Raw genomic sequence first — 17164 nt, 5'->3', positions numbered from 1 at the left:
ATGAAACACTCTTGCATCGACATACTGGTGGGCACCACCAAGGGTGCCTTCGTGATCATCGGAGACCGCGAGCGCGCATCTTGGCGCGTTACGGGTCCGCATTGCGGTGGCTGGCCCATCAACCACGTCGTCGGAGATGACGAAACCGGGACACTCTGGGCCGGCGGCGGCGGCGACTGGCACGGAGCCGGCGTATGGCGCTCCGAGGATGGGGGCCAGAGCTGGGAGGTCACCAAGCTCACCCAAGGGCAGCAGGACGAGTGGGCCGCGAACGATCCCGACTTTGCCGAGTTAATCGGATGGACCGGGGAAGCAGCACCGTTCGGCGACGAGTTCTCGCAGATCTGGTCGCTGCATCATACGGGCGGGGCATTGTACGCGGGAACAAAACCGGCGCGGTTGTTGGTCAGTTCGGATGCTGGGCAGACCTGGGAAACGGTCAATGGCCTGACCGATCACCCCTCAGCCGAAGACTGGTCACCGGGGGCCGCAGGCTTGGTGCTGCACACGATCGTTGCCGATCCAGACGATGCGCAAAAGCTGTGGGTGGGCATATCGGCGGCCGGAGTATTCGCCTCGGAAGACGGCGGCACTACGTGGGAGCGGCGCAACCGGCTGTCGAACGCCGAGAGTTGCGGGCAGCACGACCATCCGGCCGCGCCGCGGGACGGTCAAATCGGTCATTGCGTACACAACATGGTCCGGGCGCCCGGCACCAAAGGGCTGCTGTATCAACAGAACCATCATGGTGTCTGGCGTTCGTCCGATGACGGGCGCAGCTGGGACGATATCTCGGGCGGGTTGCCGTCGACCTTTGGATTCCCAATCCACGTCCATCCCCACGATCCCAATACGATCTGGACCATTCCCCTGAATGGAGACAGCATCGGACGGTATCCGCCGGATGCGGCGGCGGCGGTCTGGAAATCGACCGATGGTGGCCAAAGCTGGACCGCTTGTCGCGAAGGGCTGCCGCAGACCAGCTGCTTTTTCACGGTTCTGCGCCAGGCGATGGCAGGAGATTGTTGCGACCCTGCGGGTGTCTATTTCGGAACCAACAGCGGCTCGGTGTTTGCAAGCGCCGACGAAGGCGAAACCTGGACCGAGATCGCCAGGCATTTGCCGACCATTTTGTCGGTCGAGACAATTCAACGCGCGCGCTAGCCATGCCTGTCCGGCGCACTTAAACACGCTGCGGCAAATTAGACCAAGTAATTTTGTCGGATTTTCTTGCATCCCACCCGGAATCGTTTAATTGAGCAAATCAGTCGGGAAATACCCCGCTCATGAGATTCGACAACCGGGACATCCACAGATGAAAACCACGAGCTTTATCGCCGCCGCACTGTCGGCCCTGATCGCCGGATCGGCCGCCGCTGAAGGCGAGCTGAACCTGTACTCCTCGCGCCATTACGACACCGACGAGCGTCTCTACACCGATTTCGAAGAAGCCACTGGCATCAAGATCAACCGCATCGAAGGCAAGGCCGACGAGCTGATCGCGCGGATGGAAGCCGAAGGCGCGAACTCGCCCGCCGACATCCTGCTGACCGTGGACACCTCGCGCCTGGCGCGGGCCAAGAACGCCGGCCTGCTGCAGGCGGTCGACAGCGACGTTCTGGAAGAGCGCATCCCCGCCAACCTGCAGGACGAAGACAACCAGTGGTTCGGCTTCTCGCAGCGCGCGCGCATCATCTTCTACGACAAGAATGACGTGACCAAACCGCCGGCCACCTACCTGGATCTGGCCGACCCTGAATACAAAGGGCTGGTTTGCATCCGGTCGTCCAGCAACACCTACAACCAGACCCTGCTGGCCTCGATCATCACCCATCATGGTGCCAAAAAGGCCAAAGAATGGGCCGAGGGCGTCGTGGCCAACATGGCGCGTGAACCTCAGGGCGGCGACACCGATCAGCTGCGTGGAATCGTGTCCGGTGAATGCGAAATCGCCGTGTCGAACTCGTACTACTTTGCACGTGCCCTGCGCAAAGACGTCAAGGGCCTGTCGGACAGCGTCGACATGATCGGAATTCAATTCCCCGCGCAGGATGCCGAAGGCGCACACATGAACCTGTCGGGTGCGGGCGTCGCGGCCCATGCCCCGAACAAGGACAATGCGGTCAAGTTCCTGGAATACCTCGCCAGCGATCAGGCACAGGTCTACTTCTCGAACGGCAACGATGAATTCCCCGCCGTCCAAGGTGTTGAGCTGGCCGAGAACGTGGCCGCTCTGGGTGAATTCAAGGCCGATGAAGTGAACCTGTCTGAAGTCGCCAAGGACATCCCCGAGGCCCAGAAGATCTTCAACGAGGTTGGCTGGAAGTAAGCCGACATCATATCGAGCAGTTGAAGGGGCGCAGCACAGGCGCCCCTTTTTATTTGATTTATTTCTGCTACATTTCTCATTATCGAAACTGATTCTCGGATATGAGAAATGCTAGACAACCTGTCCAGCCGCCTCGCGCGCCATCTGAGCGACCTGCGCCGCAGCCGGGGCTGGTCGCTTGAACAACTCGCGCAGGCCAGCGGGGTCAGCCGGGCCACCCTGTCGCGCATGGAGAAGGCCGAGGTCAGCCCGACGGCCGAGAATCTTGGCCGATTATGCGCAGCCTACGGGCTGCCTATGTCGCGCCTGTTGATGATGGTCGAGGACAGCTTCGACCCCAAGGTTCCTTACGAACGGCAGATCGAATGGCGCGACCCCGAAACCGGGTTCACGCGCCGGTCGGTGTCGCCCCCCTCGGCGGGGCTGACGGGCGAGGTTCTGGAATGTCACCTCCCACCCGGCACAACGATCACCTATGACGCACCGCCTCGTCCCGGGCAGGAACATCACTTGATCGTGCTGGATGGCGCACTGACCCTGACCGTTGATGGAACGTCCCATGCGCTGAACGGGGGTGATTGCCTGCGTTATCATCTGTCAGGCGCGACCCGTTTTGAAACCGAGGCGTCCCGCGGCGCCCGCTACATCCTGGTGCTGATATGATTACACGCCTGACCGAAACGACCTTTGACCAGGCGGTGGAGGATCTGGCGGATATCCTGCATGGCTGCGTGCATGCCGGCGCCAGTATAGGGTTCATTCTGCCGTTTTCCCATGACGCCGCGCGCGCCTATTGGCAGGAACGCGTGCGCCCGGCGCTGTCAGCCGGAGATCTGGATCTTTTCGTGGCCTATGGCGACGGACGCATCCAAGGGACGGTTCAGCTGATTCCGGCTGCGATGCCCAACCAGCCGCACCGCGCCGATGTGGCCAAGCTGCTGGTGCATCCCGACGCACGGCGGCGCGGGCTGGGCCGCGCCTTGATGCACGCCCTGCAAAAGCGCGCCACCGAACTGGGCAGAACCCTTTTGGTGTTGGACACGCGCAGCACCGACCCGTCGCGCATCCTGTACCAGAGCCTGGGCTTTGAAACTGCCGGAGAGATTCCCGGCTATTGCCGCAACCCGTTCGAACCCGTGTTCGAACCCACCACCTACATGTACAAGGCGCTGGGCTAACGCAGCACCAGGTCGGCCGCGCCCGAGTTCTGCACCACGCGCCGGGCGTTGGGAATGTCATTGGCGAAGGCTCGGCTCTCGGCTTCGTCGCGCGGCAGGCCCAGCCCTATCCAACGGTCCAGCAACCGCGCCTCGAGCGTCGGCAGGGGCACGTCCAGAAACACGGTCAGCGCCCACAGATCGCTCAGATCGTTCCATCCCGGTTCGTCCAGCAGGAGATAATTTCCCTCGACGATCACCACCTTCTGGTCGCGGGTCACGAACGAACAGGCGGCGATGGACTTGTCGAGCACGCGGTCGAACTCGGGCACGGCGACCTCGTCTTCGGCCTGAAGGCGGCGCACCAAGGCGTGAAAGCCCGGCAGGTCGAATGTCTCGGGCGCACCCTTGCGCGGCAGCAGATCGCGTGCCGTCAGGATCTGGTTGTCATAGTGGAAACCATCCATCGACAGCAGCCCGGTCGGAATGCCGCGCCCCTGCAGCGCCTGTTGGGCAAGCGCGGCCACCGTGGATTTCCCCGCGCCCGGCGGCCCGGCCACGGCGACAAGCTGGCGCGCTTCGCCGCTCGCCAGCCCGGCTGCGGCGTCGGCGATCCGCTCGGCCAGCGCCTGTGGCGATGACCCTTCGGCCGTCATGCCGCGCGATCCTGTTCCGGGGGCTCTTTGGCGCCCGTCATAAAGGCCACGGCATCGGACATGGTGTAGTCCTTGGGGTCGATCACGCAGAGCCGCTTGCCCAACCGATGCACATGGATGCGGTCGGCCACTTCGAACACATGGGGCATGTTGTGGCTGATCAGAATGATCGGAATGCCACGCGATTTCACGTCCTGGATCAGTTCCAGAACCCGCCGGCTTTCCTTGACGCCAAGCGCCGCGGTGGGTTCATCAAGGATGATGACTTTGGACCCGAACGCCGCGGCCCGGGCCACGGCCACACCCTGACGCTGTCCACCCGACAGAGTCTCGACCGCTTGGTTGATGTTCTGGATCGTCATCAGCCCCAGTTCGTTCAGCTTGTCGCGGGCGAACTTCTCCATCGCCGGACGGTCGAGCATCCGGAACACCGAACCCAACGGTCCCTTGCGCCGGATCTCGCGCCCCATGAACATGTTGTCGGTGATCGACAAAGCGGGCGACATGGCCAGCGTCTGATAGACCGTTTCGATCCCGGCTTCACGAGCATCGATGGGCGAGTGGAAATCGACCTTGCGGCCTTCCAGCCAGATCTCGCCCTCATCCGGGGTGACGGCACCGGAAACCGCCTTGATCAGGGTCGATTTACCCGCCCCGTTGTCGCCGATCACGGCCAGGATCTCGCCCGGCATCAGGTCGAAATCGCAATGATCCAGCGCCGTGACCTTGCCATAGCGTTTGACCAGATTGCGCCCTTTGAGAATGGGTTCCATCACGCTGCTACCTTTCTGATCCACTGGTCCACGGCCACGGCGGCGATGATCAGGATACCGATAAGAAGGAAGGTCCACTGCGCATCCGCGCCCAACAACCGCAGTCCGAGGGTAAACACGCCAACGATCAGCGCCCCGAACAACGAGCCCAGGATCGATCCGCGCCCCCCGAACAGAGAAATGCCTCCGATCACGACGGCGGTGATGCTTTCGATGTTGGCCAACTGCCCCGAGGTGGGCGAGACCGAGCCAATGCGCCCGATCAGCGCCCAGCCGGCAAAGGCGCAGATCAGCCCTGACAGCATGTAGACCGACATCAGCGTGCGATGGACGTTCACGCCCGACAGCTCGGCGGCTTCGGGGTCGTCGCCCACGGCATAGACATGGCGCCCCCACGCGGTATGCCGCAGCGCATAGGCCAGAACCAGGATCAGCACCAGCATGAAGATCACCCCGACCGTGAACACAGCCCCGCCGACATTGAACTTGGCGCCGAACAGTTGAAGGATCGGGGCGTTGGTTTCGATTTCCTGCGATCGGATGGTTTCATTCTGTGAATACAGGAAGTTGGCGGCCAGTACGATCTGCCACATGCCCAGCGTCACGATGAAGGGCGGCAACTTGACCCGGCTGACCAGGAAACCATTCACCGCGCCGATGGCGGTCCCGATGGCCAGACCGCACAGTATCGCCACCGTGGGCGGCAGCCCATAGCGGAAGGTGAACTGGCCCATCACCACCGAGGACATGACCATGATCGCGCCCACGCTCAAATCGATCCCGGCGGTCAGGATCACCAGGCTCTGGGCGGCGGCCACGATGCCGACGATCTGCACCTGCTGCAGGATCAGGGTCAGTGCAAATGGCGAAAAGAACTTGGCCCCAAGCAAGGCGCCGAAAATCAGGATCGCCGCGACCAGAACGATCAGCGGCACCAGCGACGGGTTCACATGCAGAAAGTGTTGGACCGTCCCTATGAAACCGCGGTGGTGATCTTCGAATTCGGCAACTTGTTCCGGGCTGCCTTTGGCCGCGGCTTCGAAATCGTCGGACTGTCTCGATGTTTCGGACATCAGTGAGGTTCCCCCATGCGTCAAGCTCCCGTCTTGGGGCGACTCTAGCAAAATTTCGGGTGAGGTCGTGGTTCAATTCAGGGGCCGCGTGCTGCGGCCCCTGAAGGGATCAGATCAGCCCCAGCAGAGGTCCATGCCCTCTTTGACCGAGATCGACTCGACGCCTTCGGCCGGCTTGTCCGTCACCAGCGCAACACCGGTGTCATAGAAGTCCTTGCCGGGCGTGTTCTCGGGCTTCACGCCCTCGTCGGCCCATTTCTTGACCGCCTCGACGCCAAGCGACGCCATCAGCAGCGGGTATTGCTGCGAGGTTGCGCCGATCACACCGTCGGCCACGTTCTGCACACCGGGGCAGCCGCCGTCGACCGAAACGATCAGCACATCGTTTTCGCGGCCGATGGCCTTGAGCGCCTCATACGCACCGGCGGCAGCCGGTTCGTTGATCGTATAGACCACGTTGACCATCGGATCCTTGGCCAGAAGGTTCTCCATGGCCTTGCGGCCACCCTCTTCGTTCCCGGCGGTGACGTCATGGCCTACGATGCGCGGGTCGGTCTCGTCGCCCCATTTGTTCGGGTCGCCCAAGTCAATGCCGAAGCCCTGCAGGAATCCCTGGTCGCGCAGCACCCCGACCGAGGGCTGGCTGACGGCCAGGTCCAGCATGGCAATCTTCGCATTCTGGGCTTCGTCTCCCAGCGTGGCTGCGGCCCATTTGCCGATCAGTTCGCCCGCCAGAAAGTTGTCGGTTGCAAAAGTCGCGTCCGCCGAGTCGATCGGTTCGAGCGGTGTATCCAGCGCGATGACCAACACACCCGCGTCGCGCGCCTGCTGGACGGCTGGAACGATCGACGAGGTATCGGATGCGGTCAACAGGATACCCTTGGCGCCGTCCAGAATGCAGGTCTCGATCGCCTGCACCTGTGTCTCATGGTCGCCGTCGATCTTGCCGGCAAACGCCTTGAGCGTCATGCCCAGCTCTTCGGCCTTGGCGGTGGCACCCTCTTTCATCTTCACGAAGAAGGGGTTGGTGTCGGTTTTGGTGATCAGGCAGACCGTGTCCTGCGCGGCGGCAGCGCCTGCCATGGCTGTAAAGGCCAGCGCGGTCGCGCCGGCAAATGCTGAAATCTTCAAGGCTTTTCCTCCCAATATCTCCGATACCCGACGGGCATCTAAGGAATCCGAACGGAATTCTGCCGGCTCCCATGTGTAAAACCATCCGGTGATTCTCGGGTTCTGTCAATAAATAAATCACTCTTATTTATTATTGACACTGGGTAGGCGCATCCACATTCTTGACTGAAGGAGGAGCGGCCCGTGCCCGAGGAACAATCAGCGCAGAGCAATCCGCCCGAGCGTGTTTCGACCGTGCGCGGGACGAACCAAAGTGGCATGCGCGCCCACAACGAGCGACTGGTGCTGTCGCTGGTTCGCCGGCACCAAGCGCTCGCCAAATCGGAGCTGGCCCGCATGACCGGATTGTCGGCGCAGACTGTGTCGGTGATCATGCGCCAACTGGAAAGCGATGGGTTGCTGCTGAGGGGCGAGCCACAACGTGGCAAGGTTGGGCAACCCTCAGTGCCAATGCGCCTGAATCCGGATGGGGCCTATTTTCTGGGGCTGAAGGTCGGCCGCCGCAGCACCGAGCTGGTATTGACCGATTTCCTCGGCAAAGTACGGGATCGCGCCCGCGAGACCTATGACTATCCCACCCCCGGTGCGACATTGGATTTCGCCACGGGCACATTGGACCGGATGATACACCAGATGCCGGCAACATCGCGTGACCGGGTTGCCGGGTTGGGCATTGCGATGCCCTTCTATCTCTGGGATTGGGCGCAGACCCTGAATGTCCCACAAGAAAGGATGGATCCATGGCGCTCAGCCGATCTGCAAGCCAGTCTTTCCCAAGCGCGAGACATCCCCGTCTATTTGCAGAATGATGCCACCGCGGCTTGCGGGGCAGAGTTGGTGTTCGGGCCATCCGAAAGGCCGCGGAACTTTCTGTATTTCTACATGGGGTACTTCATTGGCGGGGGAGTCGTCCTGAACGGCGTCATTTTTTCCGGGCGCGGGAATGCAGGCGCCTTGGGTCCGTTGCCGGTTCCCGTCGGCTCGGGCGAAGTCAAACCCCTGATCGATGTCGCCAGCCTGTGCGTGCTTGAGCAGAAGCTTGTCGCCGCAGGGCTGGATCCCTTCCACATGTGGGAGACCCCGGACCATTGGGACATCCCGGATATGCTTCTAGAGGCATGGATGGACGAGGCCGCGAAAGGTCTGGCCTACGCGATCCTGTCTTCCTGCAGCCTGATCGACTTTGAAACGGTGAAAATCGATGGCTGGATGCCCGAGAGCGTTACCGCGCGCTTGATCGAACGTGTTGAGACGCATCTCTGCCGGCTGAACTTTACCGGGCTCGAGCAGCCCTCGGTTCTGGCCGGGTCGGTTGGTCCGGATGCCCGCGCCCTGGGGGCAGCCAGCCTGCCTCTGTCGGACAGATATCTTGTCGAAACCTGAGCGACAGCCGCGGACATACAAGAATATTGGCGAGGTTTCGCCTGACGAACGATCACAAAGCCCCCGCCAACCCTTCCCCGTACAGCCGGTCTAAGATATTACAGGCACGGCGCTAGCACTGCTTGGCGGGCTGCAGGTACCACGTGTTCAGAATGAGGTTCTATCATTGAAACTGCGTCACCTTTTTCCCGCCCTTATCGCATGGTCAGCCCTCCCGTTTGCGGCCAGTGCGCAATCATCTGACGCCGATGGCGCAGGGTTGTCACTGGAACTCAACGCGGCGCAGGATGTGGGGCAGGCCTGTCGGCTGTCATTTCTGATCACCAACGAAACCGGACAGGCGATCGACAAAGCCGTTTTCGAAACCGTGATCTTCGACACGCAGGGTTCGGTGATCAAACTGTCATTGTTCGATTTTCGGGATTTGCCGCAGGACCGCCCGCGTGTGCGCCAGTTCGACCTGCCTGACAGACCATGCGCAACGGTCGGGCGCGTTCTGATAAACGGAGCCAGTTCCTGCGTAACAGGCGGTTCCGAGAGTGATCTTTGCAATTCGGCCCTGTCGGTGACCAGCCGCTTGGAAATGGAGCTTTTGGGATGAACATCTTCAACGCGCTTGGCCAGATCCTTGCACTGGGCGGGCCAGTAGTGGCGATCCTTCTTGTGATGTCGATCTTGACCGTAGCGGTTTCGATTTACAAGCTCTGGCAGTTTGCGGCCTGTGGCGTCGGCCGCCATAGGGTGCTGTCCCAGGCATTGGCGGCCTGGGATGCCGGAGACCACGACACTGCGCGCGAGCGTCTGGCCGCCAGCAGCAGCTACCTTGCCCCGATCGTGGGTGCGGCAATGAACGCCCCGGATACGGTGGGGCTGGACGAACGGCTGGACGCCGAAGCCGGACTGGCGTTGGCCGGGCTCGAGCGCGGTTTCCGGCTTTTGGATACGGTCGCGCAGTTGGCCCCGTTGCTGGGGTTGTTCGGTACGGTTCTGGGCATGATCGAAGCGTTCCAAAGCCTGCAGACGGCCGGAGCCGGTGTGGATCCGTCGCTGCTGGCTGGTGGGATCTGGGTTGCGCTGGTGACGACGGCGGTGGGTCTGGCGGTTGCGATGCCCACATCCATGGTCCTCTCCTGGTTCGAAAGCCGCACCGCGCGCGAGCGGGTGTTCGCAGACAAGGCCTTGCGCACGATCCTCGTACCGACCCAGGCGCTGCCTACAGCAACGACAAGCACCGCGTTTGTCGCCGCGCCGGGACATGCGTAACGCGGCCCCATTTGTTCGGCGCGCCATGTCGATGACACCGCTCATCGACGTGATTTTTCTGCTTTTGCTGTTCTTCATGCTGACGTCGACCTTTTCGACATTCGGAGAAATTCAACTCAGCAGCGCTGCCGCGGGCCCATCAGAGCCCAGCGCCCCGTCGGATCGCGCTTTTGTGCAATTGGGGGCGGACCGCGTGGTGCTGAACGGAGCACCGCTCTCGCTGGATGAATTGTCACAGGCACTGCAGCCCGGACAGGTGCTGGTCAGTCTTGACGGCGACGTCACCGCCCAACGGCTTGTTGACTTTCTGGTGAAACTGCGCGGCCTCGACGGTCTGTCGGTAACGGTTCTGGAGTGATGCCATGATCCGCCACGACCGCCCAAGCCGCAAGCGCGACTCGACCATTCCGTTGATCAACGTGGTCTTTCTGATGCTGATCTTCTTTTTGATCGCCGGAACCGTAGCTCAACCGTTGGACCCGGACTTGGAACTGGTCAACACATCCGATCTGGATGGCCGCGAACCACCCGATGCACTGGTTCTTCACGCTGACGGGACGCTCAGCTTTCGCGGGACCCCGACGGATCCGCAGACCTACATGACCGGCCGGGGGGAAGAACCCGTGCGGATCGTGCCTGACCGGAACGTTTCCGGGGCACGCCTGATCGAAGTCACCGGCGCCTTGCGCCGTCTCGGCGCCACCGCAGTCTTTGCGGTGACCGAACGGGCGCTCGAATGATCCGGGAATCTCTGTTTGTCGCGGCGCTGGCCGTTGTGCTTTCGGTGCTGCTCCACCTTTTCCTGCTGCTGCCAGCCGCGCGGGATTCTGCGGAACCTGCGACGGCCGGTTCGCAACCGGACACGGTTGCCTTGGGCAACGCGTTCGAGGATCTGGCGGAAACCGCGACCCCGCCCGAGCCGCCAACCCCCGCAGAAGAGCCGGAGCCCGATGTCGAACAGCCGACAGAGCCGGACCGGGCCGAAATACCCGTCAGCGAAACACTGGTCGCCTCGTCGGACCCGCAAAAGGTCAACTCGCCTGATATCGGACAAACCAACCCGGTGCAGCCTGATCAGCCCGTTCCGGAAATAGTTGAGCCGGCGGACTCGGTCGAAGGTGATCGGCAGGCCGCCGATGAGGTGGATGAAACACCCCCCGTCCAAGCCGAAACGCAGTCCGCAGCGGCGCCCGAAGCACCGGTCGAACCCATAGAGGACCCGGTTTCGGAACCAGAGCAACTGGCAGCCCTGCCGGCCCCCTCGCCGATCCCGGACCCCTCAGTGCCGGCGGAGGAGCAGCAACCGGTCGAAAGCGACACCGAAGACGGCGTCTCGGATCTGGCGGTTGCAACATCGATCCGCCCGCGCCTTCCGGACCGGCCCCCTGCTGCGGCCCCGGTACCCGACCAAAGGGCCAGCCGGCTGGACAGTTTTGACAACCTGCGATTTCCCAACAAGCAGATCGACTCACCGCTGACGACCTATCGCCGACAGGGGGTCGATGCCTTCACCCGAGGGAGCAATTCCAATCAGTCCGGCGGTCGAGGCCCGGGAAACTCGAATGTCACCAATTACGCCGGGCAGGTTCTTGTCCACCTCAACAGAACTCCCCCGGTCTATGTCTCGGTTCGCGGCTTTGCCAAAGTCTTCTTTGAAATCAATCCGGACGGAACACTGGCCTGGGTCGATATTATCGACAGTTCCGGCTCGACCGAGGTCGACAGGGCCGCCAAGGAACAGGTCCGCCGCGCATCGCCCTTCCCGAGACCTCCGGGCGGGGTCAGCCGGAAGCTGTCGTTCTACTTTCAGAACGGCTAATCGGGCCTTTGCTGCGCTGGCCCGAAGCAACTGGACGCAATCAGTCAGTCCAATGATCTTTCCCACGGAGGCTTCACGCCGATCTCGGTGATCAGAAAATCCATGAAGACCCGCACCTTTGGCGACAATACGTTCGACTTGGGATAGATCAGCCACAGCACGTTGTCTTCCGCCGCCTCATATTCGGGAAGGACATGACGCAACTTGCCCGAGGCAAGCTCCTCCTGAACGCTCCACAGTGAGTTCATCGAGATCCCCGCCCCTGCCACCGTGGCCAGCTTCTGGCTGAGACCGTCATCCATGATCAATGGACATTTCGTGGCTCCGGGATCGAAACTTGCGACAGCTCCCCGGGCAGTTTTCAGCGCCCGGGCCCGGGTGTGGCGAAAAGCGATCAGCCGATGATGCACCAGATCATCCGGCGTCTCGGGTTCTCCGTGGGCCGACAGGTAATCCGGTGCCGCGCACAGGATGCGTTTGTCATCCGCCAGCTTGCGCCCCTTGAGGCTGGTATCGATCAGCGGTGCGTTCCGCAAAGCAAGATCATAGCTGCCTTCGATCAGATCAAACTGAGCATCCGACAGACGCAGGTCCAGGGTCACACCCGGATGCTGTTCCTGGAACTTTGCAAGGATCGGAGCAATGTAGAGCTGTGCAAACGTGCTGGGCGCAGTAAACCGCAGTGTGCCGGTGGCTTGGGCCGACCCCTGCCCCAAAGCGGCCAAGGCCGCATTCTCCTGCGCCAGAATCTCGCGCGCATAAGGTAGAAACTCAGCGCCCTCCAGAGACAACGATACTTTCCGGGTCGAGCGGTGAAGCAACTCGACACCCAGATGATGCTCCAGCTTGGCAAGTCGGGCGCTGGAGACTGCGGGCACCAAACCCAGTTCGCGCCCGGCGGCTGATATGTTCAGCTTGTCCGCTGCAAGCACGAAAAGACGAAGCGCTTGTGTGTCCATTAGCTTATTATACGCAAAATCCGAAAACTGAAACCTGATATCCGCCGTTTCATCGGATTCTGCAAGTGATATTTCTGGCTCCACGGAAGACAAACCAAATGGAGCCACAAATGTCCGTTCGCCCGAACGTTCAGTCTCAGATCCTCGAAGCCTTCAATTTCCGGCACGCGACAAAGGTCTTTGATCCCGACCGCAAGATCAGCAACGCCGATTTCGAAACCATTCTTGAAGCTGGCCGCCTGTCGCCCACCTCTTTCGGGCACGAGCCATTCAAGATTCTTGTCATCCAATCGCCCAACAAACGCGAGCTTTTGCGCGAGTTTTCCTGGGGCGCCAATGGCATGATGAACGGCAGCTCCGGCCAGCTGGGGACAGCCAGCCACTTTGGCATCATTCTGGCCAGCACTGCGGCAACCATGACCGCTGGGTCTGATTATCTGCAGGACCACTATCGCAAGGTCAAACAACTGCCCGAGGACGTCATCGAATTATTCAACGGTGCGTATGGCAAGTTCCAGTCAACCGACCATCGCATCACCACTGAACGCGAAATCACCGACTGGTCCGGCAAACAGGCCTACATCGTTCTGGCCAACATGATGACGACCGCTGCTTTGATGGGTGTAGATTCCTGCCCCATCGAAGGGTTTGACATGGAACTCACCACCCAGACTCTGGCCGAGCATTTCGGGGTGGATACCTCGACGTGGAAACCCGCGGTGATGTTTGCCTTCGGGTATCGCGCCAGCGATCCGCAATTCCCCAAGACCCGCCGCCCGATGGCCGAAACCGTGAACTGGTTCTGAGCCAACGTCAAAAAAGCCAGGGGCTGCATCATCCGCAATTCAGTGAGGCTACAGATGCAACGAACCGGTATCGTAAACTATCACGTTCACAAACCTGAACGGCAGGCGTTCCAACTGGACGCCGGCGGGATTGTCGGCAACCTGATTTCGCCCGAACTGTTGCCGACACAAGTGAGCCTGACTGATATGCGGACATCCGGGCGGCCCCTGCGCTTTGACCCCGACGGCGTCGAGTTTCTGAAAGCGCCCAGTGCGATCTGCAATTTCTCCGGGGATCAGTGGAAAGGGACCTACGAACACGAGCTGGCTCAACTGCTGACAGCAAAGATCGGCGTTCGCGAGGTGGTGATCTTCGACCATACCTTGCGCGTGGACGACCCAAAGGCGACGCGCAAGCCGGCGCGCAACGTCCACAGCGATTACAGCGCGGACGGCGCTCGGCAACGGCTGGAGGATTTGCTGGGCGCCGAGCGGGCGGCCGAGTGGAGCAAAGGGCACTATGCCTTTGTCAATCTCTGGCGGCCTGTCGATCACCCGATCAACAGCGCGCCGCTGGGATTCGTCCGTCCTTCGTCCGTCGACCCAAAAGACTGGATCCTGCTTGACCTGATCTATCCTGACCGCAAAGGGCAGATCATGGGGCTTGTCGGGAATGCAAGGCATGACTGGGTCTATCTGTCTCGAATGAGCCCGGATGAAATCGCTATTTTCAACATCTACGACAATCGGGGATTGCCTTCCGTCGCGCACAGCGCGCTCGATATGGTCGAGGACCCGACCGTTAACACCATCCGGAAAAGCATCGAGACCCGCACTTTGGTGCGGTACTGAGCAAGGAACCATCATGTTGGACAAAAACCAAAACCTGTCCTTTGCCCCGATCAACAAGGCCTACGGTCAGGTATTTCGGCCAGATCAGCTGACGCTCGGGCTGGTATTGCCGCTTGAGGCCTACCCTGTGGGATCCGAGCCGACGATGAAGGGCCACATGAAGGCCGCGCAATTGGCCGAGTCTCTGGGCTTTGCCGCGCTTTGGCTGCGCGACGTGCCGTTCAATGTTCCAAGTTTCGGGGACCCCGGCCAGATCTTTGACCCGTTCGTCTATCTGGGTGCGCTAGCGACCGCGACGGATCGCATTGCCCTGGGGACCGCCAGCATCGTTTTGCCCCTGCGCCATCCGGCCCATGTGGCAAAGGCAGCCGCGTCGGCGGATGTATTGTCCGATGGCCGTCTGCTGTTGGGTGTGGCGTCCGGCGATCGACCGGAAGAGTATCCGGCAATGCGTCAATCCTTCCCCGATCGAGGTGAGCGGTTCCGCGACAGTGTCGACTATATCCGTGCGACGGCAACACCCTATCCCAAGCATGAAAGCCTGCAGGGGCATCTGCCCGGCGACATTGACCTTCTGCCAAAACCCTCGGGATCGCGCCTGCCGCTGTTGATCACGGGCGGCAGTCGACAATCCCCGGATTGGGTGGCTGAAAACGGCGATGGATGGATGACCTATCCGCGCGATGCGGCCTCACAGGGGCGCGCGGTGGCCGATTACCGGAACCGTCTGAAAACACTGGGGCAACCGGACAAACCGGTGATGCAGTCGCTCTATGTCGACTTGCTGGAAGACCCAAATGCCCCCGCACGCCCAATACATCTGGGGTTCCAGTCGGGTTCGAATTTCCTGCAGCGCTACTTGGCTGAAATCCGTGAGTTGGGGATGAACCACGTCGCCCTGAATCTGCGTTTCAACCAAGCAGCCATCGAACCGACACTCAAACGCCTGGCGGATACGATCTTGCCGGAATTTTCATAAGGAACGGATCACATGACCAAAACCATTCTGATCACTGGAGCAACCGATGGTATCGGACTGCTCACCGCCAAAAAACTGGCCGATGACGGTCACCGTGTTCTGTTGCACGGGCGGAACTCAGCAAAGCTGGAGGCAGCCGCCCAGGAGGTTGGAGGACAGCCGGAAACCTACAGCGCCGATTTGTCCGACCTATCAGCCGTGAGGTCTTTGGCGGAGGCCATCCGGTCCAATCACGACCGGCTGGATGTGCTGATCAACAACGCCGGCGTCCTGAAGGCTCCGCAGACCACTCTCGAAAACGGTCTCGATATCCGCTTCGTCGTGAACACGTTCGCGCCCTATCTGCTGACCGAACTTCTGCTTCCGATCATTCCCAAGACTGGCCGCGTCGTGAACCTGTCCTCGGCCGCCCAGGCCCCTGTGGATGTGGATGCTTTGACCGGCAAAACGCGGCTGGCCGATATGGGCGCATATGCGCAAAGCAAGTTGGCAATCACGATCTGGACACGCGAACAGGCCCGCGCCCTGCCCGATGGACCGGCGTTGATCGCGGTCAATCCGGGTTCGTTGCTGGCGTCCAAAATGGTCAAGGACGGTTTCGGAGTCGCCGGCAACGACCTCAACATCGGCGCCGACATCCTGATCGACGCCGCACTTAGCGATCGGTTCGCGCAGGCGTCGGGCGCCTATTTCGACAATGACGGCGGTACATTTGCAGACCCGCACCCCGCAGCGCTGAAGTCCGAACACGCTGCCGACGTCATGAAGGCCATTCAAGACACTATCCGCCGATACGGCTAAGCCGGGCGCACTCCCGCGCCCTGCCAATCCATGCAAACCCTCGCATCTTTGATGGCGAGAACAGGAGAGGACTGTCCAATGAAATACGAAAATTTCCAGACCTTCGACGTCGCGGTCGAGAATGCAATTGCCACCGTGACGTTCAACTTCGGAGCGGTCAATGTTCAGGGCCAGGAGATGCTGGCCGACCTCAACAGCCTTGCGATGCGGCTGGAGCGGGACCGGCAAACCAAAGTGGTGATCTTCCAGTCTGCGAACCCCGAAATCTGGGTCTGTCACTACGATACCGAGTTGCTCAAGGATCTTTCGACCGAGGCCGTTTCGCGTGAAGACGCCCGGCTGCTGGACCTGCAGTCCGTGTGCGAACGGCTGAGCAAGGTCCCGCAGGCAACAATCGCAAAGCTTGAAGGCTTCGCGCGTGGCGGTGGACACGAACTCGCACTCGCGCTGGACATGCGTTTTGCGGCACGCGGAAAGTTCAAGTTCATGCAGATGGAAGTTGGCATGGGTATCCTGCCCTGCGGCGGCGGAGCTTCTCGCATGGCGCGCCAAACCGGACTTGGCCGGGCATTGGAAATCATCCTGAGTGCGCAGGACTACGATGCCGACGATGCCGAGCGCATGGGCACCATCAACAAGGCGTTGGATCCCGACGAGATCGGTCCCTATGTCGATGCTCTGGCCAGGCGCATCGCCCAGTTCCCCGCCGAATCCATCAACGCGTGCAAGCAGATGGTCTACGAATCCATCGACAAACCTATTTCCGAGGCGTTGAGAGCCGAGGCCTATTGGCTGTACCAAGCGACAAGCAAGACGCCGGCGGTCAAACGCTTTCGAATTGCCGATGAACAAGGGCTCGAGCATGATATCGAGAGCCAGCGAAACTGGAACGAACTGGTCATGAAGGTGCAAGAAATCACCAACTGACCATTGCCCCTTGATCCGCTGAAATCGGTTTCAGCGGATCATATCCCGCAGCAGGTTTGGGCGTTCCGACGGCAAGGGGGCGGAGGCACGCAGGTCGCGATGCTGCGGTTGTCAAGGAATCCAAACACCAATGTTCCGAAGCCGGCGATAGGCCAAACGATGGACGGCAGCAGCACCGACAGCCGGGTTGATCAACGGTGCGCGGCGCTTTTCGGTCGCCAACGCACGGGATCGAATGTGCCGGAACGACCGACAGACTTACTGAACACACACCAAA

20 protein-coding genes are annotated in these 17164 nt (G+C 60.9%); 15 read left to right on the top strand and 5 right to left on the bottom strand.

Going from position 1 to position 17164, the window contains the following annotated elements; translation table 11 throughout:
• The 4 genes from ACR0MM_RS17715 (at position 1) to ACR0MM_RS17700 (ending at position 3507) form a co-directional block, all read left to right on the top strand.
• On the top strand, positions 1–1164 hold the full coding sequence (locus ACR0MM_RS17715; protein WP_480697653.1) for a WD40/YVTN/BNR-like repeat-containing protein: 1164 nt from the start codon (positions 1–3) through the stop codon (positions 1162–1164).
• A gap of 151 nt (positions 1165–1315) precedes the next feature.
• Positions 1316–2329, top strand: coding sequence for a Fe(3+) ABC transporter substrate-binding protein (locus tag ACR0MM_RS17710; RefSeq protein WP_480697651.1), 1014 nt, complete (start codon positions 1316–1318; stop codon positions 2327–2329).
• Between the two features lie 108 nt (positions 2330–2437).
• Positions 2438–2992 carry a helix-turn-helix domain-containing protein gene (locus tag ACR0MM_RS17705; RefSeq protein ID WP_170342880.1) on the top strand — a complete coding sequence of 185 codons (555 nt, stop codon included), beginning with the start codon at positions 2438–2440 and terminating at the stop codon, positions 2990–2992.
• Positions 2989–3507 carry a GNAT family N-acetyltransferase gene (locus tag ACR0MM_RS17700; RefSeq protein WP_170436452.1) on the top strand — a complete coding sequence of 173 codons (519 nt, stop codon included), beginning with the start codon at positions 2989–2991 and terminating at the stop codon, positions 3505–3507. The genes ACR0MM_RS17705 and ACR0MM_RS17700 overlap by 4 nt, the downstream gene beginning before the upstream one ends.
• Here the strand turns inward: ACR0MM_RS17700 and ACR0MM_RS17695 are convergent.
• The 4 genes from ACR0MM_RS17695 to ACR0MM_RS17680 form a co-directional block, all read right to left on the bottom strand.
• Positions 3504–4142 (bottom strand): nucleoside/nucleotide kinase family protein, encoded by a 639-nt coding sequence (locus ACR0MM_RS17695; protein WP_170530437.1) that lies wholly within the window; start codon positions 4140–4142, stop codon positions 3504–3506. The genes ACR0MM_RS17700 and ACR0MM_RS17695 overlap by 4 nt on opposite strands.
• Positions 4139–4915 (bottom strand): ATP-binding cassette domain-containing protein, encoded by a 777-nt coding sequence (locus tag ACR0MM_RS17690; protein WP_170442155.1) that lies wholly within the window; start codon positions 4913–4915, stop codon positions 4139–4141. Before ACR0MM_RS17690 ends, ACR0MM_RS17695 begins: the two co-directional genes overlap by 4 nt.
• Entirely contained in the window at positions 4915–5988 is a 1074-nt protein-coding gene (locus ACR0MM_RS17685; protein WP_480697648.1) for an ABC transporter permease, read from the bottom strand. Before ACR0MM_RS17685 ends, ACR0MM_RS17690 begins: the two co-directional genes overlap by 1 nt.
• Positions 5989–6102: 114 nt before the next feature.
• Positions 6103–7071: a sugar ABC transporter substrate-binding protein gene (locus ACR0MM_RS17680; RefSeq protein WP_170366448.1), complete on the bottom strand. Its 969-nt coding sequence runs from the start codon at positions 7069–7071 to the stop codon at positions 6103–6105.
• Positions 7072–7377: 306 nt separating this feature from the next.
• On the opposite strand from ACR0MM_RS17680, the gene ACR0MM_RS17675 reads away from it, so the two are divergent.
• The 6 genes from ACR0MM_RS17675 (at position 7378) to ACR0MM_RS17650 (ending at position 11584) form a co-directional block, all read left to right on the top strand.
• Positions 7378–8502 carry an ROK family transcriptional regulator gene (locus ACR0MM_RS17675; protein WP_480697671.1) on the top strand — a complete coding sequence of 375 codons (1125 nt, stop codon included), beginning with the start codon at positions 7378–7380 and terminating at the stop codon, positions 8500–8502.
• A gap of 259 nt (positions 8503–8761) precedes the next feature.
• Complete coding sequence (locus ACR0MM_RS17670) at positions 8762–9103, top strand: hypothetical protein (RefSeq protein WP_244952491.1); 342 nt, start codon at positions 8762–8764, stop codon at positions 9101–9103.
• Positions 9100–9765, top strand: a complete 666-nt coding sequence (locus tag ACR0MM_RS17665; protein ID WP_480697646.1) for a MotA/TolQ/ExbB proton channel family protein — start codon at positions 9100–9102, stop codon at positions 9763–9765. The genes ACR0MM_RS17670 and ACR0MM_RS17665 overlap by 4 nt, the downstream gene beginning before the upstream one ends.
• Before the next feature lie 31 nt (positions 9766–9796).
• Positions 9797–10123 (top strand): ExbD/TolR family protein, encoded by a 327-nt coding sequence (locus tag ACR0MM_RS17660; protein ID WP_480697644.1) that lies wholly within the window; start codon positions 9797–9799, stop codon positions 10121–10123.
• A 4-nt stretch (positions 10124–10127) separates the two neighbouring features.
• On the top strand, positions 10128–10505 hold the full coding sequence (locus ACR0MM_RS17655) for an ExbD/TolR family protein (protein ID WP_170343511.1): 378 nt from the start codon (positions 10128–10130) through the stop codon (positions 10503–10505).
• Positions 10502–11584: an energy transducer TonB family protein gene (locus tag ACR0MM_RS17650; RefSeq protein WP_480697642.1), complete on the top strand. Its 1083-nt coding sequence runs from the start codon at positions 10502–10504 to the stop codon at positions 11582–11584. The genes ACR0MM_RS17655 and ACR0MM_RS17650 overlap by 4 nt, the downstream gene beginning before the upstream one ends.
• A 44-nt stretch (positions 11585–11628) precedes the next feature.
• Here ACR0MM_RS17650 and ACR0MM_RS17645 read toward each other — a convergent pair whose 3' ends face one another.
• Positions 11629–12543 carry a LysR family transcriptional regulator gene (locus ACR0MM_RS17645; RefSeq protein WP_480697640.1) on the bottom strand — a complete coding sequence of 305 codons (915 nt, stop codon included), beginning with the start codon at positions 12541–12543 and terminating at the stop codon, positions 11629–11631.
• Positions 12544–12653: 110 nt separating this feature from the next.
• On the opposite strand from ACR0MM_RS17645, the gene ACR0MM_RS17640 reads away from it, so the two are divergent.
• The 5 genes from ACR0MM_RS17640 to ACR0MM_RS17620 all read left to right on the top strand — a co-directional run bounded on the left by ACR0MM_RS17640 (position 12654) and on the right by ACR0MM_RS17620 (position 16887).
• On the top strand, positions 12654–13349 hold the full coding sequence (locus tag ACR0MM_RS17640) for an NAD(P)H-dependent oxidoreductase (protein WP_480697638.1): 696 nt from the start codon (positions 12654–12656) through the stop codon (positions 13347–13349).
• A gap of 54 nt (positions 13350–13403) precedes the next feature.
• Positions 13404–14180, top strand: a complete 777-nt coding sequence (locus ACR0MM_RS17635) for a CmcJ/NvfI family oxidoreductase (RefSeq protein WP_480697636.1) — start codon at positions 13404–13406, stop codon at positions 14178–14180.
• Positions 14181–14193: 13 nt separating this feature from the next.
• On the top strand, positions 14194–15159 hold the full coding sequence (locus ACR0MM_RS17630; RefSeq protein ID WP_480697634.1) for an LLM class oxidoreductase: 966 nt from the start codon (positions 14194–14196) through the stop codon (positions 15157–15159).
• A 12-nt stretch (positions 15160–15171) separates the two neighbouring features.
• On the top strand, positions 15172–15960 hold the full coding sequence (locus ACR0MM_RS17625) for an SDR family NAD(P)-dependent oxidoreductase (protein ID WP_170372801.1): 789 nt from the start codon (positions 15172–15174) through the stop codon (positions 15958–15960).
• A gap of 78 nt (positions 15961–16038) precedes the next feature.
• Complete coding sequence (locus tag ACR0MM_RS17620; protein WP_480697632.1) at positions 16039–16887, top strand: enoyl-CoA hydratase/isomerase family protein; 849 nt, start codon at positions 16039–16041, stop codon at positions 16885–16887.
• The last annotated feature ends 277 nt before the right edge of the window (positions 16888–17164 follow it).

The sequence above is a fragment of the Ruegeria sp. BC6 genome (assembly GCF_056539185.1).
Note: the sequence above shows the minus strand (reverse complement) of the source record. Positions and strands in the feature narration are given on the sequence as shown.

What these genes read in the sequence shown, in the direction of transcription:
- ACR0MM_RS17630 (WP_480697634.1), top strand. Translation starts at nt 14,194, where the DNA reads ATGTTGGACAAAAACCAAAACCTGTCCTTTGCCCCGATCAACAAGGCC.
- ACR0MM_RS17645 (WP_480697640.1), bottom strand. Translation starts at nt 12,543, where the DNA reads ATGGACACACAAGCGCTTCGTCTTTTCGTGCTTGCAGCGGACAAGCTG.
- ACR0MM_RS17640 (WP_480697638.1), top strand. Translation starts at nt 12,654, where the DNA reads ATGTCCGTTCGCCCGAACGTTCAGTCTCAGATCCTCGAAGCCTTCAAT.
- ACR0MM_RS17695 (WP_170530437.1), bottom strand. Translation starts at nt 4,142, where the DNA reads ATGACGGCCGAAGGGTCATCGCCACAGGCGCTGGCCGAGCGGATCGCC.
- ACR0MM_RS17650 (WP_480697642.1), top strand. Translation starts at nt 10,502, where the DNA reads ATGATCCGGGAATCTCTGTTTGTCGCGGCGCTGGCCGTTGTGCTTTCG.
- ACR0MM_RS17635 (WP_480697636.1), top strand. Translation starts at nt 13,404, where the DNA reads ATGCAACGAACCGGTATCGTAAACTATCACGTTCACAAACCTGAACGG.
- ACR0MM_RS17710 (WP_480697651.1), top strand. Translation starts at nt 1,316, where the DNA reads ATGAAAACCACGAGCTTTATCGCCGCCGCACTGTCGGCCCTGATCGCC.
- ACR0MM_RS17715 (WP_480697653.1), top strand. Translation starts at nt 1, where the DNA reads ATGAAACACTCTTGCATCGACATACTGGTGGGCACCACCAAGGGTGCC.
- ACR0MM_RS17665 (WP_480697646.1), top strand. Translation starts at nt 9,100, where the DNA reads ATGAACATCTTCAACGCGCTTGGCCAGATCCTTGCACTGGGCGGGCCA.
- ACR0MM_RS17680 (WP_170366448.1), bottom strand. Translation starts at nt 7,071, where the DNA reads ATGGCAGGCGCTGCCGCCGCGCAGGACACGGTCTGCCTGATCACCAAA.
- ACR0MM_RS17690 (WP_170442155.1), bottom strand. Translation starts at nt 4,915, where the DNA reads ATGGAACCCATTCTCAAAGGGCGCAATCTGGTCAAACGCTATGGCAAG.
- ACR0MM_RS17675 (WP_480697671.1), top strand. Translation starts at nt 7,378, where the DNA reads ATGCGCGCCCACAACGAGCGACTGGTGCTGTCGCTGGTTCGCCGGCAC.
- ACR0MM_RS17660 (WP_480697644.1), top strand. Translation starts at nt 9,797, where the DNA reads ATGACACCGCTCATCGACGTGATTTTTCTGCTTTTGCTGTTCTTCATG.
- ACR0MM_RS17655 (WP_170343511.1), top strand. Translation starts at nt 10,128, where the DNA reads ATGATCCGCCACGACCGCCCAAGCCGCAAGCGCGACTCGACCATTCCG.
- ACR0MM_RS17620 (WP_480697632.1), top strand. Translation starts at nt 16,039, where the DNA reads ATGAAATACGAAAATTTCCAGACCTTCGACGTCGCGGTCGAGAATGCA.
- ACR0MM_RS17700 (WP_170436452.1), top strand. Translation starts at nt 2,989, where the DNA reads ATGATTACACGCCTGACCGAAACGACCTTTGACCAGGCGGTGGAGGAT.
- ACR0MM_RS17705 (WP_170342880.1), top strand. Translation starts at nt 2,438, where the DNA reads ATGCTAGACAACCTGTCCAGCCGCCTCGCGCGCCATCTGAGCGACCTG.
- ACR0MM_RS17685 (WP_480697648.1), bottom strand. Translation starts at nt 5,988, where the DNA reads ATGTCCGAAACATCGAGACAGTCCGACGATTTCGAAGCCGCGGCCAAA.
- ACR0MM_RS17625 (WP_170372801.1), top strand. Translation starts at nt 15,172, where the DNA reads ATGACCAAAACCATTCTGATCACTGGAGCAACCGATGGTATCGGACTG.